Raw genomic sequence first — 26,822 nt, 5'->3', positions numbered from 1 at the left:
ATTCACTTATTTTTACATATTCAGGAATGTATTATTGATTGGAATTGAAATCTATTTGATCCTCAAATCCAATGATGAACGTAATTCCAAAAATCACAAAATTCTGGAAACTATATCAATTTTTTAGATATTAAGTTACTTTAATCTCATTATTATAAAATTCGTAATACCCCAATATTCAGATTCGAAATCATTACATGTAGTATTTGAAGCTGCTACGAGTGTTTTAGTCTCCAATCAGTTAGCCTACATTCGAGAGGATATTAGATTCTTAAAGATAGTCACCAGTAGTAATAAATAAATTCAATTTAATAGTATCCAATACAAGTATATAGAATCAAAGTCACTATCTGTTCTTTCATCAATAGTATAATTTTTAAAACGAAATATGTAGCTGTTGACTAAAGTTATATTGATAAATATCTTTTTAAAGTGGTGGGTATAAGGTGGCATATCAATATGTAAATACTTTAAGCCCTGGAAATCCTTTCAGAGACTGGCTTGTTGAGAAAGTTGTAACAGATCGGCTTAAGAATAAGCATTGTTTGGTTGATGTTTTTAAATCAAATTCTTCTCATACTGTCTGCAGGTATCATTTCAAGGGCCAACATTATAGTGTAGTGGCAAAGTTTTTTTCTGAACCTACAGGACAACTGAAAAATTATAATGCTTATAAAGGCATGATGAAGGAATATAGGAACCTGGAGAAAGCCGCTTCAATAATAAATGTTGCAAAACCGCTTGCAGTAAACAAAAAATATAACTGTGCGCTTGTGACCGAGTACATACCAGGTAAATCTTTGGGCTGGTACATAAAACATGAAGAAAAACTCAATGAACGGCTTACTGCGGTTGCACATATGCTTCGCCAGCTTCACGATAATACAAAGTCCTCTTACAATAAAGAAAACGAATTCAAAAATTATCATGAGGTCCTGGGCCATCTGAAACTGGACCCTGATACTAGAAAGACTTTTAATAAACTGCTTGGAGAATGGTGGCACAGTTCGTGGCTCGACAGGGAATGTGGCTGTATGATTCACAGGGATGTCACTCCCTCCAATTATATCTTTTGTAAAGGGAAACCTTATGCAATTGATTTTGAAAGCTCCTGGTCGCATGCCCATCCTGTAAGAGACCTGGGAATTCTCACTGCAGAACTTAAGAACGAGTTCGAATGGTATAAAGGAGGAAGCTGGAAAGCCGAACCATACATAGGAAACTTCCTCTGGGAATATAGCAATGATGAAAAGGACTTTATCTACATCACCAGAGTTTTGCCTTTTTTCATGAGCATAGGTTTACTTCGTTCAGCACGCATTCATCGAGGAAGCCATAGGAACTATCTAATCAAAGAAGCACGTGAGTGCTTAAAAGCAATTAATAGAAGGTAAAATGTGGTTATTCTGGGATATGTGAAAGGATATAGCATTTCAAATTCATTATTCTGTTCTTTTTTCCAATTTATTGCTCCAAAACATCTCCTTTTTTTTAAGAGGTAATTTCTGTAGCTTGTATTTGATAGACTTAAACGGTTGAACGTAGAAATCAATAGCATTAAACATTCAACTTTTTAAAGTAAGTTTTAAAGACAGACGCCGTTCATAACGCCGAATGTGCTTGAGCTTAACTTTAAGGAAAATTCTTTATGATAAGGAACACTTACTTTTAAACTAATTAGTATAGTTTACTACTATATTGAATATATCCAAAAAATATATAATAAACCCATTCTATGTATAACCTGAAAGGTTTCCAGTACCTTCAACCAGATCTCTATTGGGCTGCAGGCATCTCTTCCCCTGCAGCTCATAATTTTAATAAGAACAGTTAACTGAAGGAGATCCAACCCAGCAGCACATTTAGGAATACTTTGACTTTGCAGTATTGCCTGAATTATTAAGGTTTCTACAGAACTCTAAAATCCTTTGTTTAAGGTTCATTCAGATAAATGTCCATTTACCAAGGAGGTTTATTTATGAAAAGTCTAAAATTTTGTCCCGAATGCCATTCAATACTGAAAATGAGTCAAGACAGCGAAACTCAATACTGTCCTGTATGTAGATACTGGACAAAGGTAGGTACTGCAAGGCTTGATTCAATCATGATTTACGAATAAGGGACCTGTACGGGGGTAGCCAGTTCTTCTATGTTTTGTAGTGCATGTAAAAAACGAACTTAAACACAGGTTTATATTGGAAAATTATGCTTCGCGATAGATGTGAAAGAAAATGTGATAGCGTCAGGTTATATCTAAGAGTCATATGAACCAATGGGAATTTAAAAGTTCAATGATCATGGGCCAGTTACTGAAAACTTAAGTAGAAAGATGGCCCTCAAATCCAGGCAAAAAAGGTGAATTTACTTCTCTTGTTAAACTTAATCTCAATTTGTAGATAGAACCAATTTAATTTCACTTTTAAAAATATGCTACATTCTATTTTTAAATCTTTTTAATTTTATTAATTTTATTAATTTTTGTAATTTTATTCTTAATTAGTTGTACTTCCAGAAATATTTCTAAACTTGGAACTTACATAAAGCAAAATCGATGACTGGCTAAATTGATGACTAACTAAATTGATGAGATTCAAAAATCCACATAAAACCCAGAACATGATATTGAAACCGGAGGAATCGAAAAGCTCAGTCATGAAATATAATATACCATAGCTTGTCTCTCAGGTGTTAATAGGGGTTCGGGAACTTCAAACCAACAAGCCAACTTAAATCCCTACCATTTCTGCTTTAGGTTTCGAATTATAAAAATATACTATAGAGAAATGGAAAACTATATATTGATATTTACATATAATAATAGTATTTTCAAAATACCTATATACTTAAAAGATAGTATCAAGATTAATTAAACATTCTATAGAAAACAGAAATTTATAATAAAGTCTAAAATAAAAGGAGGAAACCCATGCTTCAAAACGGAAAAATCAAAGGCTTAATCTTTGATTGTTACAAAACTCTTATTGACATCAAAACTGACGAAAGAAGTCGAGAGACAAACGAAAGAGTTAGCAGATGGCTACTTTACCAGGGAGTGAGGATAGAGCCCGAGAGGCTCAGGGAAGAATACCGATGGAAAATCATAGGCAGACTAGGCAATTCAGGCCAGCAGCACCCGGACATCCGTATAGAAGAGATTTTTGCGGAAATTTGTGCCGAAAACGCCTTTAAAGAAATCGATCCCTATTGGCTTGGAATTGAGACAGCAAAGGTCTTCAGAACTGCGTCTATAAAAAAACTTGAAGCCTACCCTCAGAGCCTGCGGCTGCTTGAAAAATACAGAAATGTCCCGAAGTGCATTGTTTCCAATGCCCAGAGAGTTTTTACAGAACAAGAACTGCGTTTTCTGGGTCTGTATGATCGCTTTAATTTTACAATTATGTCTTCGGACCACCGTATAAAGAAACCTGATACCAGGCTCTTTAAGATGGCTCTTGACGGCCTCGGGCTTGAGCCATGGGAAGTGCTCTCTATCGGCGACACTCCAGAAAACGATATTTATCCACCTCAAAGTCTCGGGATGAACGCAATGCACATCCGGGATGCCTGGAGATATGCATAACCCCATCCACATTCATGATTAATATTTCAAAAAGTTAAATGTCAGTAAATCCCGTAATATCGACTTTGAATAAGTAATCAGATACTTTGAATAATTAATTGTGTAGTTTGAATAAGTAATTGTATACTTTGAATAAGTAATTGTATACTTTGAATAATTGTATAGTTTGAATAATTAATTGTATACTTTGAATAAGTAATTATACATTCACTTGCAGATGCATTTTTGCATTTAATCTCTTTTTTACTGATCAGTGCGTGTCACAAAATAAGTTTATTGACTGCCCGTATTCTTTGGTTTGAATGCCTGGTTACATTCTTGTTAAAACGATGGAATTTCTAGCAACTCGTTTAGATGTGTCTCTGATCCAAACAAAGACAGACATCAAGAGACAGTGGACTAAAGGTAAAGAACCTGGATATACCCTCAAATTTTCTCTATTGCTTCCAGACAGTTCTTTGCTTCCCTCAGAGGATAATCTCTGTAGCTCGTATTAGACTTAAACATTGCAATTCTCAACAAGCCATAAGCCATATAAAATGGAATAACTTTAGTTATTTTGTAGAATTCCTTTTCATTTTTGCTGTAACGTCTCAGAAAATGGTGAATGTAAGGCTCTGCTCTCTGACTCGATCCCTTCTGCACAAAATAATACTTAAGTTCAGCACAAAGTATCCCTAGATCACATGCGAAATGTCCGTGTCGGGATGAAAGCTCGAAGTCCAGTAAAAATGACTTTCCCTCCCGGAATATGAAGTTTACAGGAGTGGAATCATTATGAATCATACAACCGTTTTTTATGTCCAGGAAAGAACTGTGCCACCATTTTCCAAGCAAGCGTCTATATTCTTTTTTCATACGCCGGTTGATTTTGAGGTGATTCAAAACATAATGAAATTTTGAAAATTCATTTTCTTTATCATAATATGTCTGCGTATTTTCGTGAAGCTTTCGAAGCATATCTGCTATAAGTTCTAACTTTTCCTTAAGCGCTCTCCTGTGCTTGAAGTACCAGAATAAAGTTTTTCCAGATACATATTTACTGACCAGAACGCAATTAAAATCTTTATTTATTGCAATAGGTTCCGGGACATCAATTATTTTTCGGGCTTTTTTAAGATCCTTAGACTCTTTCTTCATTAAACTGCAACTATCGTATTTTTTGATCACTCCCGTAGGTATTGCAAAAAATTTGGCTATAACAGTGAGTTTTTCCCCTTTGAATTCATATTTACAGATCCTATGCGATGCATGACTGAGTTTAAATATTCGAACTTCACAACCCTTATTATGAATTCTATCCCCAAGGACCTCTATAAGCCAGTCTCTAAAAGTATCACCGGGCTTCACTGTTATAATGTATTCAAAATGTGCTATAAACCCCCCTCCTTTAAACTTGAATTGCTCTGAATCTTGATCAATGTAGCTATCCAGTGATAGTTTATATTTTGAGAAACATTAAAAAAAGTAAAATTTTTGATAAAGATTGCCGTTTAAAGTCCTTGTCACCTTAGTTCCGCATTTTTAAGCACATAAATGTCGCTTGACATCGATACATATGCTTAAACTTATGCACATCATATGCAAGGCAAATATGTATAAATCGAAATCATCTGCCCTGTCAGAGATATAGAAAAGCATATATGCGCCTAAAAATGCGGAGTTAGTTAAAAAAGCAGAAGTTAGGTAAAAAAGTGAAAGTCAGGCATAACAAACTGTATAAAAAAATAACAAACGGTATAAAAAAATAAGAAACTGCATAAAAAAATAAGAAATGGTATAAAAAATCAAGATGATATTTGATAAGTACAAAAGATATATAGCATCAAGTATCTTCCCAGTTGTTAATATTCATATTGTAAGAATTGCAGTATGCCATAACACTTTCTGGACAAACTCTTAATCAGATTTTTCAAACAGGGCAGGATATTTCTCTTTTAATTGTATGAAAAGTTTTTCATCTAATTTTGCATTATAAAGTGTTTTTACATTAGAAAGCTGGTCAACTAATAAATGCTGAGCCCCTTCTAGATTTGCCTCCTTAAATTTAGCCCCCTGAAGATTAGCTTTTCTGAAATTAACTCTTTGGAGGTCAGCTCCAGTAAAATTAGCCCCTTTCAGGTTAGCTCTTTGAAGGTTAGCGCCCCCAAGTTTAGCATTTATAAGATTAGCTCCCTGAAGGTTAGTCCCTTTAAGGTTAGCTTTTTGTAGTTTAGCACTTATAAGTTTAGCTTTTACAAAGTTAGCCCCTTGAAGGATAGCTTCTTTAAGTTTTGCGTCTTCCAGGTTTGTTTCTTCAAAGTCAGCCTTTTTAAGGTTAGCCCCTTTAAGTTTAGCTTTTTCAAAGTTAGCCTTTCCAAGATGAGCCCTTTGAAGATTAGCTTTTCTGAGGTCAGTTCTTTGGAGATTAGCTTCTTGAAGATTAGCTTCTTGAAGGTTAGTTCTTTGAAGGTTAGCCTCTTCAAGGTCAGCTTTTTGCAGGTCAGCTTCCTGGAGGTTAGCTTTTTCAAGATCAGCTCTTATAAGATTAGTTTCTTTAAGGTTGGCTCCTTGAAGATTAGCTTTTTCAAGGTCAGCCCCCTGAAGGTCAGTTCCTTGCAGGTCAGCTCCCTGAAGATTAGCTTCTTGAAGATCAGCTTCACAAAATATAGCCCCCTGAACTTTAGCCCTTTCAAGATTTGCTTCTACAAGGTCTGTTCTCTGGAGGTTTGCTTCTTGAAGGTTAACATCCTGGAGGTTAGCTCTTTGGAGGTTAGCTCCTTGAAGATTGGCTTCTTGAAGGTTAGCCCTTTGCAGGTCAGCTCCATAAAGTGTAGCCACTTGAAGTTTAGCTCTATGAAGATTAGCCTCTTGAAAATTAACTCCTTGAAGTTCCGTTGCCTGAAGATTAGCCTCTTTAAGATTAGCTCCTTTAAAGTTAGCTCCTTGTAGATTAGAACCTATAAAATTTGCCTTTTCAAGATTAGCTTCTATAAAGTCGGCTCCTTCAAGCTTAGTCTTTATAAAATTAGCTCCTTGAAGATCTTTTTTTTCTATATTGTCCATTTTCAACCACTCAGATCTAGACTTAAATAAACATGCTATCTTACAGTTAATTTGATTTGGATTATGTGAACTTAGAGCCATCCGAAAAGTGGTTACCTGCTATAACTTTTACAATACGTAATATGCAAAACCGGAACGGATACTCTGATATTATAGACTTATTGTGACTTTTCAACACGCGTTAATGACTTTCCGGATAGGCTCTGAGTTAATATGTATATAAATTAATATTAAATAACCTCAATATGCTCAGATAATATTTTATGCTTCCCTTGATTCAGTTTCTAATACAAACATAATTTCTTCGAATTTAATAAGAAATTCAACGCTGTTCAAACTTGAAATCTCGACGTTTGTAATATATTCCAATGAGTTGTGAGCTGGAACAGGGTATCGATTTCATACAAAAAGGCCAAAGTTTAAAGACGGCTTCGAATGTAAAATCGATAGTTTTTCAGGTAAGAAAACTCCTTAACCTATGACCCATGAAGAAATATACAATTTTTATCGACATACCCTATAGTTTAGAATAAGTAAAACAGATATCTGGAAACAAGTAACTTAATATCTGATTAATATGCAAACCATAAAAAAGAAAGAAAATTAAAAAATTAATTGTACTTTTCCAAAGCAAGTTTCGAAATGTACCAATAATTTTCGATAAAGAAGTAAGAATGATTAACTTATAAATTGAAAATTTTCAAATTGCCATGTATCGGGGTTGGGTTTTACTGCTGGACTTTCTTTGAAAAATATTTTGCGATTTTTAAGCGGTGTCCAATCCGATGATGTGGAAATAAAATTTCCAAGGTACGGTCTGGCAATATCCAGGACAAAGTCATGAGGCAAGTCCTCAGGTGTTTTAATGCCTTCTCGCGGATTTTCAAGCATCCAGAGTATAGCTGCAACAATGCCTGCAGCTACCTGAAGAGTAGTAGCATTCTGACCGGGAGCAAGAGATCTGGTCTCTTCAATGCTTAATGCGCTCCCAGTCCACCAGGAATTATAAGAATGGCCCATCAGGAGTGCACCCATGATATCCTCTCCAGATGTGATTTCATTTGTCATAATCCGAAGTCTCGGTTGAAGCTCATAATTCCGGCCTCTCAATTCGCAGAGAGAAGAAAGCGTATCATGACAGGGCATATAAGCATAATGTACGGTAGGCCGATAGATCACTTTTTCATCTTCCCAAACAGTTAACAGTTTTGAAAGGCCATATGATTCACCATGACGGATCGCCATACCTACAATTTCTTCATCCGGGATCCATGATCTGACCCAGGTATTAATGCCCATCTGGGGTAAGAGAATAACATTTTTTGGTCCGTAAGGAGGTATATGCGCCATGGGTGGCAATTTGCTCTCATGCGTTCCCCAGGCTATTTCAACCGGAGCAGTTCCTTCTTCCCTCAATCCTTCAATGCTCCACGTTCCTACAAATTCATTAACTTCCTTTGCCCTGTTTGCGACTTGAGTATCCCGCTCGCTACAATGGATCACTTTGATTCCCAGTTTCTGAGCCAGGCGGGCAAAGTCCCTGTTCTTTGCAAGGAGGGCAATTTCCTGTTCATCCTCGGGAGAGACTTTCTTATCAGCACAGGTGCGGGCGGCAATATCCAGCAAGCCTTGCTTTACGAAGTGAGTTATCAGACCAGGATTTGCGCCATGGTCAACAACAGCAGTTGGCGCATCTTTCCAATCACGGGAAAGTTCAAGCAATCTCATTTGCCTTAAATAAAGAGATTTTTCCAATAGACTTTGAGTCAAAAATTTCTCAGCAGGATCCCATACTTCAACAGACGTGTTAACGTACAATACATTGTGATCATGGCACCACTTAATGATGTCATTGGCATCGATATTCCATGAAAGATCAATGATCAGGCCGTCACTTTCCATATATTGTGACAAAACCTGATTCAAATTTTTCGGGGTAATTTTTTCACAGACAAATCTTAATCCCTGATTAGTATATTTTTTTAGGGCTTTTGATTTGTCTTCAAAATCAATCAAGGTAATGTTTTCTAGCGGGACATCGAGTTTATCCATTAAAAGGGGTAGAGTGCATTGTGAAACTGATCCATAGCCAATAATGAGGACTTTATTGGAAAACATTTTTTTCATAGGATTCGTAAACGCGAGACTTGGATATAACTTTTCTTATATACTTTTCACAATAATTCAACCTGAACCCTCCAAAACTAAGCAAAAGTCCACAACTGAAAAAGATAGTGGCTCTTTGTCATTTCCAGTGGATAAGATGATTTTCAATTCAAGACCGCATTGGTTTTTATGAGTACATTATGAGAAGATCCACACAAAATAACGAAGAGCCAAGATAGTTGCCTTACAGATTCTCTGAATAATCTGAACACTTTTCGTCCCAAATCACAACAAACCCTGTTAAAACCTGTTGTTTTCATTCCAATTCAGTCGGAGTTTTATAGTCCTTTCAGGATTGAATCCCGAAATATAGACTACTGGTTAAAAAAATTCTTAAATAAATGGGTTGTGTGGATATGAAAAGTCAAGTTCCAAATTAAAAATATATAATATATGAGATGGCAGTGAATTCCACATTCTGCAATATTTTTTGTAAATCAATATTTTGCCAGATAGTGTTTTTGGGAGAGATTCAAGTAATTTTACTCCAGGGCGTTTGGTTAAAATTGAATGACGTCGTTTTTGGTCTCTGAATACTTCTACATTTGCTTTTACCTTCTGCATAAAAATCTAATATATTCACGCTAGATTAAAAATCGGTAGCATTAAAACATTAAATGTCTAAAATACTAACTCAGTCACAACGCCCAATGTTTAATTTGTACTTCAAGTGATACTGGGGCGACTGGCATACAAGCAAGACCATCTGTATAGAAGAGGCCATTCAGATCTGTCTCATGGCTCAGCGAAGAAACGAAGAATGCGCTACGCACCGAAAATTCAAAGTGAATAAATTCATGAATTGATAAAATGGTTCCACGTACTGATTTATCTCATATAAGCTCTTTAAATATTTCAGATGAGGAAAAGTCACCTAATCAACTTTTGAAATTCCTCACCGAACTTTCCAGAGCTCTGACTACTGCAGGAATTGCGGTAATGTCCATAGAGTCAATTTTGAAAAAAATATGCCAGGCTTATGGTTTCAAAGCTGAGGAGGTTATTAGTTTACCTACTTTTTTAATCATAAAGATTGCAAATGGCGATTCAAAGGCTCTGGAAGTCACCATGCAGAAACCCGGAGTACTTCCCTTAGACCAGGTTTCAAGATTATATGAGTTGATCAACCAGGCAGAAAATGCTGAAATAACGCCTGAACAGGGGATAAGGCGTATTAAAGAAATAATAAATGTTAAACGTCAACATAATTATATTAAAAATATTTTAGGTTATGCACTGTTTTCCACAGGCCTGGGAATGCTCTTTCTACCAACCTTTAATGGATTATTTTTTTGTGGAGCATTAGGAGCCATAGCGGGTCTTATACTGGCTTATTCCGAGGATAAAAAAAGACTTACTCTGATTCTGCCTGTTCTAACGGCCTTTTTTGTTTCCACGATCTTTTTTCTAGGTATTAAACAGGGAATTATAAACGGGTCTCTAACTATAATGGTCCCTGCACTTGCTTACTTCATTCCCGGAGCAGTTCTGTCTACGGGAATGTTCGAACTGGCAGCAAACAATCTGGTATCTGGTGCATCTCGTCTGGTTCAGGGAGTTGTAATATTGCTACTTCTCTTATTTGGAGTGATAGTAGGCCTCCAGGTTGTGGGTTTGCCCGAAGATTACATAATAGCCAACACTTCAACTCCTTTGTATTGGTGGGCTCCCTATATTGGAGTTCTTATATTCACCCTTGGGATGTACCTTCTGATGTGCATAAGAAACAAGGACATGTTAGGAGTTTTAATTGTATTGTTAGCCACTTTTCTTGGGCAGCAAGCAGGAAATTATCTTTTGGGGGGACTTTTTGGAGCTTTCACAGGTTCCATCATTATGACAATGCTAGGAACTTTTCTGGAGCGATCCAAACTTAGAACACCGTATTATGTGTCTATAATACCTGCATTCTGGGTCCTGGTTCCAGGAGCACTTGGGCTTATCAGCTTAGCCGCATTAGTGGGACAGAACTATTCTTCATCCATTGCCAGTCTGATCCAGGTAGCTCTGACCTTTGTAGCGATCTCCACGGGGCTGTTAATCGGTGCTGTGATTGCTGATCCACTAAAAATCGGGTCATCTCCCTGAGTTGTTGAACAGGAATTTTAAACTTTAATGATTCTTTCAGGATACAACATCGATATCCAGAATTTCTTTCTGATTCAACCATTTGCCAGCTTCTTTGATGCTAAAATTCTCGGTAAGCTTGTAGCTTAAAAAGCCGATTAGTAAAACTATTGAAATCAAGACCCTTGCTTTTATACTTGCCAAAAATATAACAGAAATTAAGCTTTTCATAAAAATAGTGGACAACAAGAATAGGTCAGATAAGAACACATATATTCTTGTTAGGAATTGCAGGAAGGCTCCTTTTTTTGTGATTTACATTGTATCCAACAACACAAAACAAGACTCAGTACCAAAATCCAGTGATAAACGTGAAATTGAAAATCACTAGATTTTATAATTGGTTATAATCCATTAAATACGTCCTCTCGATGGAAGTCTTTCGATATCAAATATTGAGTTTGATTGAAGAACGAATTCTTCCTGCAAGTTCATGATTTCAATCGAAAAATACAAAAATCACTAGATTTTGGACCAGAGTCCAAAACAAAGAGCACTTATTTTTTATTTAACTGTCAAAGTCAGGCTATATTTAAAGTCAACGTTCCGATTCTCTACTTGTAGAACTGTTTTGACTTTTGCGACGCTCTCTTTAAACTAAAAAAGAAACCAGATTAATCTGGTTTCACTGTTCTTTCAGATACTCATCAATTGCCTTTGCGGCTTTCTTGCCAGCGCCCATTGCGCTGATAACGGTTGCTGCGCCTGTGACAACATCTCCACCTGCAAAGACTCCGCACTTTGAGGTTGCACCGGTTTCTTCGTCTGCAACGACAGTGCCCCTTTTGCTCTGATCCAGGCCTTCCGACCCTTTGAAAATCATGGGGTTCGGAGATGTGCCTATTGCGATAACAACAACTTCGGCAGGAATAGTGAATTCCGAACCTTCTACAGGGACAGGGCTTCTTCTGCCGGACTTGTCAGGTTCGCCTAGTTCCATTTTAATGCATTCGACTGCAGTAGCATTGAACTTCTCGTCGCCGAGAATGCGGACAGGGTTTGTAAGGAGCCTGAAGGTTATGCCTTCTTCTTTAGCGTGCTCGATTTCTTCCCTGCGGGCTGGCATCTCTTCTTCCCCACGGCGATAGACTATGCTAACTTCTTCAGCGCCCAGGCGGAGGGCTGAACGAGCGGCATCCATTGCCACATTTCCGCCTCCGACAACCACTACGTGCTTTCCCAGCCTGACTCTGGTATCGTATTCAGGGTCATAAGCTTTCATGAGGTTCACACGGGTCAGGAACTCGTTTGCAGAGTAAACGCCATTGAAGTTTTCGCCTGGAATTCCCATAAAGCTTGGGAGACCTGCACCAGTGCCCAGGAAAACCGCATCAAATTCGTCACAGAGCTCGTCTAAGGTCTTGATCCTGCCGATGATATAGTTGGGCTTGAACTCTACCCCAAGCTGCTCAATGTACTCGACTTCCTGCCGAACAATTTCCTTTGGCAGCCTGAACTCTGGAATGCCGTAACTCAGAACTCCGCCGGCTTTGTGAAGGGATTCAAAGACTGTGACTTTGTGGCCCAGCTTTGCAAGGTCTGCTGCGGCAGTGAGACCCGACGGCCCTGAGCCTACAACAGCTACTTTCTTTCCTGTAGGCTCTGGAATTTCAGGGACCTTTACCCCCTGCTGCCGCTCATAATCAGCGCAGAAGCGTTCGAGCCTTCCGATAGCAACTGGCTGCCCCTTCTTTCCGAGTACGCAGAGAGCTTCGCACTGAGTTTCCTGGGGGCAGACACGGCCGCAGATGGCAGGAAGGGCATTTGTGCCTTTAATCTTCTTTATTGCCCCTGCAAAGTCTTCCTCGCAGACAAGCTTGATAAAGCCTGGAATATCCACATTCACAGGGCAGCCTTCAACACATTTCGGTTCCTTGCAGGAGAGACAGCGGGAGGCTTCGGCAAGAGCGTCTTCTTTTGTGTAGCCAAGAGCTACCTCATTAAAGTTCTTCCTGCGCTCTTCCGCAGGCTGTTCTGGCATAGGGGTCCTTTCTTTCTTTACTTTTGCAGTTTTTTCTCCGTTTAGTTCTTGCATTTTTCATCCCCTCCTTTTCAGTGCAGTCCACACCTGCATTCTTCTTCGTATTTTTCCACAGCTTTCGTCTCTTCGCCGCGGTACATTGCAAGCCTGTTCATGAGTTGAACAAAATCAACTTTACGTGCATCAAATTCAGGCCCATCAACGCAGGTAAATCTGGTTTTTCCGTCAACTGTAACCCTGCAGCCGCCGCACATACCTGTCCCGTCTACCATAATGGAGTTAAGGCTTACCAGGATTTCAACATCATAGGGAGAAGCTACCCCTGCTCCTACTTTCATCATTATTGGGGGCCCAATAATTACAACTCTTGCAACCTCTTCTCCGCTATCCAGAATCTGTTTCATTATATCGGTAACAAATCCATGGTGTCCTTTTGATCCGTCATCGGTTGCGATATACAGTTCGGAACTGGCATCCTTCATTTCCTCTTCAAGGATGAGGAGGTCCTTGTTTCGGGCTCCTATAATGGAAATTACCTTGTTTCCAGCTTTTTTATAAGCCTTTGCCTGAGGATAAGCCGGGGCAACTCCTACCCCTCCACCTACAAGGATAACAGTGCCAAGTTTCCTTACATCGGAAGGAGTACCAAGAGGTCCGACGACGTCCTCAAGAAACTCGCCTGCAGAAAGCTTTGCAAGCTGTTTTGTAGTTTTGCCCATCTCCTGAAATATTATGGCTACTCTGCCTTTCTCGTTGTCAAAGTCGGCAATAGTAAGGGGTACCCTTTCTCCCTTTTCATCAATTCTGAGGATTATGAACTGTCCGGCTTTTGCAGCCTTTGCCACGTCAGGAGCATCTATTACCATCCTGTGCACCGACGGAGCGATTTCTTCCTTTTTCAATACTTTATATGCCATGAGATCACATTTTCCTGAGTAAAAGCAATTTTTTTAGAGCAAATGAATAGGTAAATTTTGATATTGCGGATCTCCTCACGGATTTATTATATTCCCGAGCTTTTCCGCCTGGACGTTCTCCTTATACTGATTAATGGGATATATATTCTCCCAAATAATTTTGATTATTTTGTCCGTCTGGATTATTTTTTGCTGAATTATAAGCGACCTTTCTGCCAATACTTCTTTTTAAAAGAGTCTGAGTATTCTTCAACTTTTTGACCATTGTTGCAATAATTTAATAAATCTAGTGGGTATAATAAATTAAGGGGTAATCCCTGAACAGACTATATCAGATAGTCGATTGGCGGAGAGGAGGGATAAAGCAAACTCAGTACAAACTATATCGGTTAGATAACCGAATTTTATGGCCGTATTTGAGCTTGAAAATTTAAAACCTTTGCCTGAAAGAGAAATTTACTCGCTTGAGGAATTCGTCCACTCTATAAAAAGCTGAATGGCTATAAAAAGATGAGTGAGTTCGTTCTGACAGGCAGATTCAGGAAAAGACAACTGAGACGAATTTATAGATATGGGGGTTAAACAAATGCCTGAAGAAAGAAGAGAAGGTACAAAGGGAGAGAAGTTAGAGAAAAAGGAAGGGGAAGAAGTAGCTGACGTCGATCCGATACATCCTACCGAAGCCAGGGGTGGCAAGAAGAGATCGCTCCTTGACACCTGCAAATAATCTCACTTATTTTTTACTTTTTTGCCGGAACAATTAAGACGCTGAGAGATTGAAGGAATATAAGAGGAAACTCTTATGGTACAGAAAACTGATACTGAATCTCTGGGTCCGAGGGAAAAAGAGGTCAAAGCAAGGCAAAAGCCTCTCGTAAGCTGTGATAAGTACGATGAAGAAGAACGAAAGACCCTTTATGGGGAAGAAATAGAGTACTGAATTTTATGAGGTATGGAAAGGGAGGGGCAGAGGAAAAATCCTTGAATAAAAGTATTTGTTCGACTTTTTTTTATTTTCTTTCCTTGTATTTTTAAGCACTTGTTGCTCACTTCTTTACTTTTGGATACTTTTAGTATGTTTACCAATTTTCAATCAAATAAATAATCACGTAATATTTAAGAAACGCTCTCGAATAAAACACTCAAAATAGAATGCAAACATATTAAATATAAGTTAGAAGTTTTAAAACAGATTTAAGTTCTAAAACAAATTTAACTTCTAAAACAAATTTAAGTTTTAAAACAGATTTTCTACAATTTATTGCTGGAACAAAGATTGATTCATGGGAACCAGTTATTAAAAATTGCAAACCAAAGTTGGTTTTCAACTCTGGTCAACGAGGCTAAAGGGTTGTTTTGCCAGATTTGTCAATAATCTCTCACCCTTTAGTCTCGATTTTTTCTCTTTTTTCAGTTTAAAGGTTTATTTGTTTTCAGAATATATTCCCGGTCTGGTATTTGTTGTCACTGTTATGTAATTTGTTTTTGTTACAGTATTGCTGCCCGCCGCATTGCTTACTGTAAGTACAACCTTATATTTTCCTTCCTGTAAATACTGATGTTCTGGATTCTGTTCCCTTGAAGTTGTCCCGTCTCCAAAACTCCATTTCCACTTATCTGGCAAGCCTGTACTTTTATCAGTAAAGGCAACCTTTAATGGAGCTTTTCCTGAGGTCGGAGACGCAGAGAATTCGGCAACCGGCTTTGTTACTACTTTTATATAATCTGTTTTTGTTACCATGTTACTGCCTGCAGCATTTGTTGCTGTAAGCTTAACAGTATAATTCCCTACTTTGGAATACTTATGAGTTGGATTCTGCTGGGTTGAAGTTGTTCCATCTCCAAAATCCCATTTCCATGAAGTTGGGGAGCCTGTGCTTGTGTCAGTAAAGGCAACCTTTAATGGTGCTTTCCCAGAAGTTGGAGAAGCAGAAAAGTTAGCTACCGGTTTTTCTATCACTTGTATATAGCCATCTTTTGTTACTGTATTACTGCCCACCGCATTTCTTACCGTAAGTGCTACCGTATAGTTTCCTGCTATGGAATACTTATGCGTTGGATTCTGCTGGGTTGAAGTACTTCCGTCTCCGAAATTCCATTTCCATGAAGTTGGGGAGCCTGTGCTTGTGTCAGTAAAGGCAACCTTTAATGGAGCTTTTCCTGAGGTAGGAGACGCAGAGAATTCGGCAACTGGCTTTGTTACTACTTTTATATAATCTGTTTTTGTTACCATGTTACTGCCTGCAGCATTTGTTGCTGTAAGCTTAACAGTATAATTCCCTACTTTGGAATACTTATGAGTTGGATTCTGCTGGGTTGAAGTTGTTCCATCTCCAAAATCCCATTTCCATGAAGTTGGGGAGCCTGTGCTTGTGTCAGTAAAGGCAACCTTTAATGGTACTTTCCCAGAAGTTGGAGAAGCAGAAAAGTTAGCTACCGGTTTTTCTATCACTTGTATATAGCCATCTTTTGTTACCGTATTACTGCCCACCGCATTTCTTACCGTAAGTGCTACCGTATAGTTTCCTGCTATGGAATACTTATGCGTTGGATTCTGCTGAGTTGAAGTACTTCCGTCTCCGAAATTCCATTTCCATGACGTTGGGAAGCCTGTGCTTGTGTCAGTAAAGGCAACCTTTAATGGAGCTTTTCCTGAGGTAGGAGACGCAGAGAATTCGGCAACCGGCTTTGTTACTACTTTTATATAATCTGTTTTTGTTACCGTATTACGTCCTGCAGCATTCTTTACTGTCAAGTTCACAGTATATATTCCTGCCTTTGAATACTTGTGAGTCGGATTCTGGAGGTATGACTTTGATCCATCTCCAAAGGTCCAGTACCAGGAAGTAGGTGTTCCTGTGCTTGTGTCAGTAAATTTAACGTTTAATGGTGCCTTTCCAGAAGTTGGAGAAGCAGAAAAGTTAGCTACCGGCTTTGATGGAGATGGACTGGAGACATCGATGTAACCAGTTTTCACCTCAGAATCGCTTCCACCCGGTCCGGTTACAGTGAGATTGACAGTGTAGTTACCAGATGCAGCATAAGTATAGACTGGATTCTGATCAGTACTGTCTACAGTTCCATCATTATCAAAGTCCCATGCATATGAGGAGACAGTGCCGGTTGAAGCATCAGTGAAGTTCACACTAAGTGGTGCATCGCCAGAAGTAGGCGTTGCAGTAAAGTTTGCAACTGGTGCTCCAGGTAATGGTTCACTTACGACAATGTAATCGGTCTTGACTTCAGAATCACTTCCACCTGCATTGGAAACAGTAAGATTGACAGTGTAGTTACCAGATGCAGCATAAGTGTAGACTGGATTCTGATCAGTACTGTCTACAGTTCCATCATTATCAAAGTCCCATGCATATGAGGAGACAGTGCCGGTTGAAGCATCAGTGAAGCTCACAGTAAGTGGTGCATCGCCAGAAGTAGGCGTTGCAGTAAAGTTTGCAACTGGTACTCCAGGTAGTGGTTCACTTACGACAATGTAATCAGTCTTGACTTCAGAATCACTTCCACCTGCATTGGAAACAGTAAGATTGACAGTGTAGTTACCAGATACAGCATAAGTGTAGACTGGATTCTGATCAGTACTGTCTACAGTTCCATCGTTATCAAAGTCCCATGCATATGAGGAGACAGTGCCGGTTGAAGCATCAGTGAAGTTCACACTAAGTGGTGCATCGCCAGAAGTAGGCGTTGCTGTAAAGTTTGCAACTGGTGCTCCAGGTAGTGGTTCACTTACGACAATGTAATCGGTCTTTACCTCTGAATCATTCCCGTCTGCGTTGGAAACCGTAAGGTTGACGGTATAGTTACCAACTGATGTATATGTATGAGAAACATTCTGCTCGGTAGCGTTGGTACCGTCCCCAAAGTCCCAGAGCCATGAAGTTGCATTTTCTGACAGATCGATAAACTGGACTGACAGAGGGGCATAACCTTCACTGACATTGGCACTGAAGTTTGCGACAGGAAGTACTGGTGTCTTATTAGGTGGTTCGTATTCTATGACATAGCCACTTTCACCAGAATAGCGAGAAAGGTCATTCCATTTGTCATTATAGAAGAACTGAAGCGCACCTTCATAATCGCCATCCGGCTGGCCTGAATCCCAGTAAGTATAATTCCACGGTTCGCCCGTTACCCATTGCCAACCGCTATCAGGTTCCGGACTATCATCTGGATGAAAGGCCCCCAACCAATAATAATTTGGTGTTACGACAAGATTATTGTATATAAAATCGTTCTCATCCTGAGAAGTGATTGTGGCCAGATGTCCATTCATTCCAAGATAAGTAGAAGACTCAGCCGCCGTTTTTGCATCTGTCCAGGTAATGCCTTCAGGTGCATATATTGCACTATAATAATGGCCATTTACCGAATAGTAAGAAGGTGAATCAACCCTTATTGTGGCCAACTTTGAGTCTGTACCATATGCATTGCTCACTGTCAGGTTAACAGTATAGTTCTCTGCTACCGAAAAAGTATGCACTGGATTCTGCTCGGTTGAATTAGTTCCGTCTCCAAAGTTCCAGTCCCATCCAATTGCATTTTCAGATTTATCGGTAAACTGGACTGACAGAGGAGCATAACCACTGGTCACATTACTGCCGAAGTTTGCAAGAGGAAGTAATGATGCAGCAAACTTCTGAATGCGATTATTGGACGTATCGGAAACATAAACATTGCCTGAAGAATCTACAGCAATATCTTGTGGATTAGAAAACTGCCCTTCGTCACTGCCAGAGTAGCCCCATTTGGTAAGGAATGCTCCACTACTATCAAACTTCTGAATGCGATTATTATTTGTATCGGCAACATAAATATTGCCAGAAGAATCTACAACAATACCATGTGGATCAATAAATTGTCCGTCATCGCTGCCATAACCACCAAATTGGATAATGTATTTGCCAATGCTGTTAAATTTTTGAACGCGACAACTGTACCACCCATCGGCAACATAAACATTGCCAGCTGAATCTACAGCAACCCCTGTTGGCTCACAAAATTGTCCGTGGCCACCGCCCCATTCCCCCCAACTGGTAATGAATGTTCCGCTACTATCAAATTTTTGAATGCGAGAATTATATGTATCGGCAACATAAACATTACCCGAAGAATCTACAGCAATTCCTTGTGGAGATTCAAATTCTCCTTCACCGTTGCCCTCAGAACCCCATTTGGTAAGGAATGTTCCGCTACTATCAAATTTCTGAATACGATGATTGGACGTATCGGCAACATAAACATTGCCAGACGAATCTACAGCAACACCTTGTGGAGAAGAAAAATCTCCATCATTGCCAGAAGTATTCCATTGGAGAAGGAATGTTCCGCTACTATCAAACTTCTGAATGCGATTATTATTTGTATCGGCAACATAAAAGTTTCCAGAAGAATCTACAGCAACACTTTGGGGAGATTCAAATTCTCCTTCATCGCTGCCCTCAGAACCCCATTTGGTAAGGAATGTTCCGCTACTATCAAATTTCTGAATGCGATGATTGTACGTATCGGCAACAGATATATTGCCTGAGGAGTCTACAAAAACTCCTACTGGATTATAAAATTGTCCATCATCGCTGCCATAAATACCCCATTGGGTAAGATATATGCCATTGCTGTCAAGCTTCTGAATGCGATTATTATATAAATCGGCAATATAAATATTACCAGAAGAATCTACAGCAACACCGGATGGGCTACTAAATTGTTTGTTACCACTGCCCCCAGAACCCCAACTAGCTAGAAATTCACCGTTGCTGTCAAATTTTTGAATGCGATTATTATATGTATCAGCAACATAAATATTACCCGAAGAATCTACAGCTACACCACGCGGATCATCTAATTCTCCGTAACCAGTACCCTCAGAACCCAATTGGGTAATGTATTTACCGTTGCTATCAAACTCCTGAATACGATTATTGGACGTATCGGCAACATAAACATTGCCAGATGAATCTACAGCAATACCTTGTGGATAATAAAATTGCCCTTCACCGCTGCCCTCGGAACCCCACTTGGTAAGGCATTTCCCACTGCTGTCAAACTTCACGATACGATGATTGTACGTATCGGCAACATAAACATTGCCAGAAGAATCTACAGCAACACCTTGTGGAGAAGAAAATGGCCCATTGCTGCTACTGCCATAAGAACCCCATTTGTTAATGAATGAGCCACTGCTGTCAAACTCCTGAATGCGGTGATTGGAAGTGTCGGCAACATAAACATTGCCAGAAGGACCGATAACGACACCACATGGACTAGAAAATTGTCCGTCACTGCTGCCCTCAGAACCCCACTTTGCAACAAAGTGATAAGTTTCAGCATGCGTAACAGACGCACTCATCAGTCCAAGAAACAATAAAACCAAACATAATGACGTTATCTTAAAAACATTGGCTTTTTGATATTTCACCTTTTAAGATCTCCTTTTTATACATAGCAAAAAATAACATACATATATATTTTATAGAGTTTACTTAATTGTATGTGTAACTTACTCAAAAACGACTTCAACTTACAATGTGAAGTAAACTTGTTAGAAAATTTCCCGTCGAATTTTGAAGAATATACGTTATATCTTAACAGAACTCAACAATCGAAATTATATCATGTTTGTATTTAAAAATATTTATATGTGAAATTGTAATGATGTTACTATATTAATAAATCTCTTAAAATATAATGTAACTTATATTCGGCAGAAAAACATTAAATTTTGAGTATTATATTAGATAGTGTTTCATAAACATTTTTAATATTTTATTTGTCTCTTCATAATTTCCTATGGATAAGATGATTTTCAATTCAAGACCGCATTGGTTTTTATGAGAATATTATGAGGATATCCATACAAAACAACGAAGAGCCTCTTTTGGAAGATTTGATCAGAAGCTTATCTTTATACTTGCTGAAGTTACAGCCAATAAGTCAAAGCCTTCATTAATGTTTGTGATAAGGTTCATAGCTTACAGTGGCAGCTTCAACAGATGCACTTTGTTAAGAGTAGATATTAGCAATCAGCTATTTTTTAGAAAGAATATCCTCTATGTTATTTAAGTCTCAAGTAGGCTCAACTCTTTTCTGGGCAAAGCTTATTTAACAACTTTCATGATATTGCTCTAACTCGTGTTTTCAGCGTATCTGTATACTATTGTCTAGAAACCAATCTATATACCTTCAGTTAGATTATTAAGATAGCATCCATTTTAACCAATATCTACAGGAGATGACAGGTATAAAATCAATAATTCTTGCAGGCGGTTCAGGAACACGGCTCTGGCCCCTCAGCCGGGAAATGTATCCCAAGCAGTTTTTAAAGTTTGGAAATAATTCTCTTTTTCAGGAAACCATCCTCAGGTGCCTTGAAATTTCTGAAATTTCTGAAATTTTCGTTGTAACGAACGAAGATCAAAAATTTTTCGTAATCGGGCAGATTGAGGAAATAGGGTACTCAATCCCTCCAGAGAATGTATTAATCGAGCCTGAAGGCAAGAATACTCTCCCTGCAATTTTCTTCGGAATGAAAGAAATTGAAAAAAAATATGGGCGCTCTGTAGTAGGGATTTTTTCATCGGATCATGTCCTTGATAGAGTTGCAATGCAGACAATTGCTTCAGCTGAAGAGCTTGCTTCGGATTATCTGGTTACTTTCGGGGTTGTTCCTGATTTTCCTCACACGGGATATGGCTATATTAAACCCTCAGAAGCCTGTGGGCCAGGTTACAGGGTTTCGGAATTCAGAGAAAAACCGGACCTGAGAACTGCAGAGAAGTATATTCAGGAAGGCTGCCTCTGGAACAGTGGAATGTTCCTGTTCGATACAGAGCTTTTCTTTGACGAAGTTAAAAAATATGCACCTTCTGTTTTCGCCTGTTTTGAAAACGGAAAGGATATTAATGAGATTTATACATGCGTGGACAAGATTTCCGTTGACTATGGAATAATGGAAAAATCCGATAGGGTTGCAGTTGTAAAACTTGAGCAGAAATGGAGCGATCTGGGAAATTTTGCAGCAATTTATGACGAGTTTGAAAAGGACCCTGTAGGAAATGTTGTCCATGAATGTGACCCTCTAATGCTGAACTCCAATGGAAATCTCGTATATTCAAGTTGCGGGAAGCTTGTTTCGCTCATTGATATTAAAGACATGGTTATTGTTGATACCAGTGATGCTCTGTTAGTTTGTCCTAAATCCAGCAGCCAGAAGGTGAAGAATATTGTCTCAGCCCTTAAAGAAAGAAATGATGAAAGGGCATACATCGGACAAACTGTTTACAGGCCCTGGGGCTCGTATACCTTACTTGAAACATCTCCGGAGCACAAGATTAAGAATATAACAGTACTTCCTGACCATAAGTTAAGCCTCCAGCTGCATTACCATCGCAGCGAGCACTGGGTGGTTGTTAAAGGTATGGCCTGTGTGGAAGTAGGCGGACAGCAGTTTTTCCTGAGACCTGGAGAAAGCACTTTTATCAGCGCAGGAGAGAAACACAGACTGTCAAATCCGGGAAAAATTCCGCTTGAAATTATTGAAGTGCAGCTGGGGGAGCTTGTAGACGAAGCGGACATTGTCAGGTTTGACGATGTTTATGGGAGGAAATAAAAAGTATTCAGAACCTTAGTGAATGTCACAAAATAGATTGTATAGATTTTTTATAAAATTGGTTTTTAATTGGTGACGTTGATATTGAAAATCAAAGTACAAATCAAAATATATACATAGTTTATTCTGTGACAACGCTTTCGGTTTGAATCACTTGATAATATTTTTATTCTTGAAACTTGCACTAATCATTAAAATCAGGGAAATAGCATGGATAAAGTTGCACTAATTACTGGAATTACAGGTCAGGATGGGGCTTACTTAGCTGAATTTCTTCTTAATAAAGGATATACTGTGCATGGTATAAAGCGGAGATCTTCTTCATTTAATACCGGAAGGGTCGATCATCTTTACAGAGATCCCCATGAAAGAAACGTAAATTTTTTCATGCATTATGGTGACCTTACGGATTCTACCAACCTTATCCGTATAATACAGGAAACTCAACCGGATGAAATTTACAACCTGGCTGCTCAAAGCCATGTACAGGTATCCTTCGAAACTCCAGAATATACGGCAAATTCCGATGGGTTGGGAACTCTGCGCCTTCTGGAGGCAATTAGAATTCTGGGTCTTGAGAAAAAAACAAAATTCTACCAGGCTTCAACCAGTGAGCTTTACGGGAAGGTACAGGAAATTCCCCAGAAAGAAACAACTCCTTTTTATCCAAGAAGCCCGTACGCAGCGGCTAAACTGTATGCGTACTGGATTACGGTCAACTATCGGGAAGCGTACGAGATTTTTGCATGTAATGGTATCTTATTCAACCACGAATCCCCAATTCGAGGAGAGACGTTTGTTACTAGAAAAATAACGATGGCAGCCACAAAAATAAAACATGGACTGCAGGAAAAACTTTACCTTGGAAACCTTGATGCAAAAAGAGATTGGGGATTTGCAAAAGATTACGTGGAAGCAATGTGGCTGATCCTCCAGCAGGAAAAACCAGATGATTATGTAATTGCTACAGGAGAGACTCATTCGGTACGGGAGTTTACAGAGCTGGCATTTAAGGAAGTCGGCATTGAGATTTTGTGGAAAGGTAAAGGTAGTGAAGAAGTTGGAATTGACTCCCGTACAGGTAAAATTATAGTAGAAATAGATCCCAGATATTACCGACCTACCGAAGTAGACATATTGATTGGAGATCCCTCAAAAGCAAAGGAAAAGCTTGGCTGGGAGCCTAAAGTAAAATTGGAAGAGCTGGTAAAGATTATGATAAAAGCCGACGAAAAGGCTGCAAAGGAAAATCACTCTTTTGAATAAAACAAAGGTGATGATTATGGATAAAAACTCAAAAATTTACGTAGCTGGTCACAGGGGTCTTGTAGGTTCAGCTCTGAAAAGAAGACTTGAATCTAAAGGTTATTCCAATCTTATCCTCCGCACCCATAAAGAGCTTGACCTGGCAAACCAGCAGGAAGTCAATGAATTTTTTGAACGGGAAAAACCGGAATATGTTTTTCTAGCCGCTGCAAAAGTGGGTGGGATTCTTGCTAATAACACCTATCCTGCCGAATTTATTTATGAAAATCTTATGATTGAAGCAAATATTATTCATGCTTCGTATAGATATGGCGTAAAAAAATTACTTTTCCTGGGCTCTTCCTGTATCTACCCTAAATTAGCTCCGCAGCCCTTAAAAGAAGAATATCTATTAACCGGACCTCTTGAAGAAACGAACGAAGCCTATGCAATTGCAAAGATCGCAGGGATCAGGCTTTGCAAGCATTATAATCAGCAATATGGGACTAACTTCATCTCGGTAATGCCGACCAATCTTTACGGGCCGAATGATAATTTTGACCTTGAAACTTCACATGTAATGCCTGCATTGATCAGGAAGTTCTATGAGGCTAAGATAAATAATGAGCCTGAGGTTATTGTATGGGGTACAGGAAAGCCTCTCAGGGAATTTATGCATGTAAACGATATGGCGGACGCATGTGTTTATTTAATGGAGAATTATGACTATTCTGAGATAGGGGAATTTGTGAATATTGGAGTTGGAGAAGATGTTACTATAAGTGAACTTGTTGAATTGATAAGAGAAATTGTGGGATTTGAAGGGAAAATTAAGTATGATACTTCAAAGCCTGATGGGACTCCGAGGAAGTTGATGGATGTTTCAAGGCTGAATAAGTTGGGATGGAAAGCTAAGATCTCATTGAAGGAAGGGATTCGGGAAACTTATGAGTGGTATATTTTGTTGAGATCACAACCTAAATGAACATGATATTCTTTGAATAATATGCACAACCAATGAAAGTGCTTGCAGATGGCAGCATTTTCATGCTAATTCTGACTCTCAAACAAGAGATAAAAGGCAGGGAGAAAATGAAGGACATAAAAGTAATTGCTGAAGTTGGTTGTAATCATAAAGGTGAGATGGAAGTTGCCCATGAAATGATAAAAGTTGCAGCTGAATTCTGTAAAGTAGACATTGTTAAATTCCAGAAAAGAACCCCTAAAGAGCTGTTAACTATCGAAGAATATAATGCACCTCACCCAGTACCTCATAATTCCTACGGAAAAACTTATGGTGAACATAGAGAATTTCTAGAATTTGACCTGGACCAACATAAGCAACTAAAAAAATGGTGTGAAGATTGGGGTGTAGTTTATTCCACATCTGTCTGGGATATGACGTCTGCGAAGGAAATTACATCTATTAATCCTGAATTGATCAAAATCCCTTCAGCATGTAATCTTAAATTTAATATGCTTGATTACCTTTGCAAAGAATACGATGGAGAAATCCATTTATCTTTTGGAATGACTACACAAGAAGAAGAAGAAAAAGTTGTAAAATTTTTTGAAGATAGAGGTCGTGCAAAAGATCTTGTAATATATAGTTGCACTTCCGGTTATCCTGTTCCTTTTGAGGATATTTGTCTCAATGAGATATTAAGAATAAGGAAAACATTTGAGAATAGAGTAAAAAGCATTGGTTTTTCAGGCCATCATCTTGGAATTGCTGCAGACATAGCTGCTCTTGCTTATGGTGCGAAGTATTTCGAAAGGCATTTTACACTTGATAGGACGTGGAAAGGAACGGATCATGCTGCAAGCCTGGAACCTGATGGAATGAGAAGACTAACAAGAGATTTAAAGAATGTATCGAAAGCCTTAACATACAAACAAAAAGAAATTCTGGATATTGAAGATACTCAGAGACAGAAATTAAAGAGGTTCTGACTTGAAAAAGTACATTGCACTAATTCCGGCAAGAGGAGGAAGCAAGAGCATACCTCTAAAAAATATCAAAAAAATTGCCGGTAAACCATTAATTTACTGGACAATCGAAGCTGCAATTAATTGTAGCAAAATTGAAAAAGTATACTTATCCACTGACTCAGAAAAAATAATTGATGTAGCGAGAAATATCAAAAATGAAAAAATAGTAATTGTAAACCGAAGCCCTGAAACTGCTACCGATACAGCAAGTACAGAATCTGTGATGCTAGAATTTGCCAACTTCCATGACTTTGAAAACATAATTTTAATTCAGGCTACGTCACCTCTTTTAACATCAAAAGATTTGGAAGAAGCAATAATGACATTTGAGAACTATGAAGCTGACTCTCTCCTATCAGTAGTTGAGCAGAAGCGCTTTATATGGAATAAATCTTCAGATCATTTTGTAAAACCTTTGAATTATGATCCGCTAAATAGACCCAGAAGGCAGGATTTTAAAGGTTATCTTGTAGAGAACGGTGCATTCTATATTACTTCAAAAAAACTATTGCAAGAAACTAAGTGCAGGATTTCAGGAAATATAGCCTATTACAAAATGCCAGAAGAGACCTATTATGAGATAGACGAACTTGCGGATTGGGAGATAATAGAAAAATTACTTTTGTCCAGAAATAAGGTAAATAAAGATCTTAAATCAAAATTAAAAAATGTAAAATTGTTCATTACTGACGTTGATGGTGTAATGACCGATTGTGGAATGTACTACTCCGAAAACGGTGATGAGTTGAAGAAATTCAATACGAGAGACGGAATGGGCATCCAATTATTAAGAGAAAAAGGTATTAAAACTGCAATAGTTACGAAAGAAAAAACAAAGATTGTAGAAGCCAGAGCGAATAAATTAAAGGTAGATGAAGTTTATCAAGGAATAGTAGATAAACTAAGTATTTTTGAAGAGCTCAGAGAAAAATACAGTCTTGAATATTCAGAAATAGTTTACATCGGCGACGATATAAACGATATTCCCGTATTGGAAAAGGCTGGAGTTTCATTTTGTCCGAATGACGCCGTAGATGAGGTAAAAAATGTATCTGATTATATTTTGTCCAGGAAAGGCGGAGAAGGAGTCATTCGTGAAGTTGTCGAAATATTAACAATGAATATTTAAAGAAACTTTTGCACATA

At 38.5% G+C, this 26,822-nt stretch carries 17 protein-coding genes and 1 pseudogene; 11 read left to right on the top strand and 7 right to left on the bottom strand.

What is annotated here, in order from left to right:
- The first annotated feature begins 446 nt into the window (after positions 1 to 446).
- The 3 genes from MSKOL_RS03900 (at position 447) to MSKOL_RS03895 (ending at position 3,580) form a co-directional block, all read left to right on the top strand.
- Positions 447 to 1,394, top strand: a complete 948-nt coding sequence (locus MSKOL_RS03900; RefSeq protein ID WP_048153823.1) for a phosphotransferase — start codon at positions 447 to 449, stop codon at positions 1,392 to 1,394.
- A gap of 584 nt (positions 1,395 to 1,978) precedes the next feature.
- The gene (locus MSKOL_RS20630) at positions 1,979 to 2,119 is read left to right on the top strand and encodes a hypothetical protein (RefSeq protein ID WP_197078821.1); all 141 of its coding nucleotides are present in this window, start codon (positions 1,979 to 1,981) and stop codon (positions 2,117 to 2,119) included.
- Positions 2,120 to 2,926: 807 nt separating this feature from the next.
- Positions 2,927 to 3,580 (top strand): HAD family hydrolase, encoded by a 654-nt coding sequence (locus tag MSKOL_RS03895; protein WP_048153821.1) that lies wholly within the window; start codon positions 2,927 to 2,929, stop codon positions 3,578 to 3,580.
- Positions 3,581 to 4,006: 426 nt separating this feature from the next.
- Here the strand turns inward: MSKOL_RS03895 and MSKOL_RS03890 are convergent, their stop codons facing one another.
- The 3 genes from MSKOL_RS03890 to MSKOL_RS03880 form a co-directional block, all read right to left on the bottom strand.
- Positions 4,007 to 4,930, bottom strand: a complete 924-nt coding sequence (locus MSKOL_RS03890) for a phosphotransferase (protein WP_052725326.1) — start codon at positions 4,928 to 4,930, stop codon at positions 4,007 to 4,009.
- 549 nt (positions 4,931 to 5,479) lie between these two features.
- Positions 5,480 to 6,625 carry a pentapeptide repeat-containing protein gene (locus tag MSKOL_RS03885; protein ID WP_197078820.1) on the bottom strand — a complete coding sequence of 382 codons (1,146 nt, stop codon included), beginning with the start codon at positions 6,623 to 6,625 and terminating at the stop codon, positions 5,480 to 5,482.
- Between the two features lie 678 nt (positions 6,626 to 7,303).
- A complete protein-coding gene (locus tag MSKOL_RS03880; protein ID WP_048118343.1) occupies positions 7,304 to 8,752 on the bottom strand; it encodes a saccharopine dehydrogenase NADP-binding domain-containing protein in 1,449 nt (482 codons plus the stop codon).
- Positions 8,753 to 9,676: 924 nt separating this feature from the next.
- Between MSKOL_RS03880 and MSKOL_RS03875 the strand changes: the two genes are divergently transcribed.
- On the top strand, positions 9,677 to 10,879 hold the full coding sequence (locus tag MSKOL_RS03875; RefSeq protein ID WP_231592426.1) for a threonine/serine exporter ThrE family protein: 1,203 nt from the start codon (positions 9,677 to 9,679) through the stop codon (positions 10,877 to 10,879).
- Positions 10,880 to 10,930: 51 nt separating this feature from the next.
- On the opposite strand, the pseudogene MSKOL_RS19070 reads toward MSKOL_RS03875, so the two are convergent.
- The 3 genes and pseudogenes from MSKOL_RS19070 to MSKOL_RS03865 all read right to left on the bottom strand — a co-directional run.
- Positions 10,931 to 11,201 (bottom strand): annotated as a pseudogene (locus MSKOL_RS19070) (IS1634 family transposase); the annotation flags it as partial.
- A 342-nt stretch (positions 11,202 to 11,543) separates the two neighbouring features.
- Positions 11,544 to 12,953: an NADPH-dependent glutamate synthase gene (gene gltA / locus MSKOL_RS03870; RefSeq protein ID WP_048118337.1), complete on the bottom strand. Its 1,410-nt coding sequence runs from the start codon at positions 12,951 to 12,953 to the stop codon at positions 11,544 to 11,546.
- Positions 12,954 to 12,970: 17 nt separating this feature from the next.
- Positions 12,971 to 13,816 carry a sulfide/dihydroorotate dehydrogenase-like FAD/NAD-binding protein gene (locus MSKOL_RS03865; protein ID WP_048118334.1) on the bottom strand — a complete coding sequence of 282 codons (846 nt, stop codon included), beginning with the start codon at positions 13,814 to 13,816 and terminating at the stop codon, positions 12,971 to 12,973.
- A gap of 571 nt (positions 13,817 to 14,387) precedes the next feature.
- Here MSKOL_RS03865 and MSKOL_RS19780 point away from each other — a divergent pair.
- Entirely contained in the window at positions 14,388 to 14,543 is a 156-nt protein-coding gene (locus MSKOL_RS19780) for a hypothetical protein (RefSeq protein ID WP_156150955.1), read from the top strand.
- Positions 14,544 to 14,618: 75 nt separating this feature from the next.
- Positions 14,619 to 14,756: a hypothetical protein gene (locus MSKOL_RS19775; protein ID WP_156150954.1), complete on the top strand. Its 138-nt coding sequence runs from the start codon at positions 14,619 to 14,621 to the stop codon at positions 14,754 to 14,756.
- A gap of 483 nt (positions 14,757 to 15,239) precedes the next feature.
- On the opposite strand, the gene MSKOL_RS18625 is transcribed toward MSKOL_RS19775, so the two are convergent.
- Complete coding sequence (locus tag MSKOL_RS18625; protein ID WP_231592424.1) at positions 15,240 to 20,195, bottom strand: PKD domain-containing protein; 4,956 nt, start codon at positions 20,193 to 20,195, stop codon at positions 15,240 to 15,242.
- 867 nt (positions 20,196 to 21,062) lie between these two features.
- Between MSKOL_RS18625 and MSKOL_RS03855 the strand changes: the two genes are divergently transcribed.
- From MSKOL_RS03855 to MSKOL_RS03835, 5 genes are all read left to right on the top strand, one after another.
- Positions 21,063 to 22,439 (top strand): mannose-1-phosphate guanylyltransferase/mannose-6-phosphate isomerase, encoded by a 1,377-nt coding sequence (locus tag MSKOL_RS03855; RefSeq protein ID WP_048153817.1) that lies wholly within the window; start codon positions 21,063 to 21,065, stop codon positions 22,437 to 22,439.
- A gap of 210 nt (positions 22,440 to 22,649) precedes the next feature.
- The gene (gmd, locus tag MSKOL_RS03850) at positions 22,650 to 23,705 is read left to right on the top strand and encodes a GDP-mannose 4,6-dehydratase (RefSeq protein WP_048118328.1); all 1,056 of its coding nucleotides are present in this window, start codon (positions 22,650 to 22,652) and stop codon (positions 23,703 to 23,705) included.
- Between the two features lie 16 nt (positions 23,706 to 23,721).
- The gene (locus tag MSKOL_RS03845; protein WP_048123656.1) at positions 23,722 to 24,669 is read left to right on the top strand and encodes a GDP-L-fucose synthase; all 948 of its coding nucleotides are present in this window, start codon (positions 23,722 to 23,724) and stop codon (positions 24,667 to 24,669) included.
- A 32-nt stretch (positions 24,670 to 24,701) separates the two neighbouring features.
- Positions 24,702 to 25,637: an N-acetylneuraminate synthase family protein gene (locus MSKOL_RS03840; protein WP_231592422.1), complete on the top strand. Its 936-nt coding sequence runs from the start codon at positions 24,702 to 24,704 to the stop codon at positions 25,635 to 25,637.
- 1 nt (position 25,638) lies between these two features.
- The gene (locus MSKOL_RS03835) at positions 25,639 to 26,805 is read left to right on the top strand and encodes an acylneuraminate cytidylyltransferase (protein ID WP_048118326.1); all 1,167 of its coding nucleotides are present in this window, start codon (positions 25,639 to 25,641) and stop codon (positions 26,803 to 26,805) included.
- Positions 26,806 to 26,822: the final 17 nt, after the last annotated feature.

It is taken from the genome of Methanosarcina sp. Kolksee, from assembly GCF_000969945.1.
GTDB lineage: Archaea > Halobacteriota > Methanosarcinia > Methanosarcinales > Methanosarcinaceae > Methanosarcina > Methanosarcina vacuolata.
Note: the sequence above shows the minus strand (reverse complement) of the source record. Positions and strands in the feature narration are given on the sequence as shown.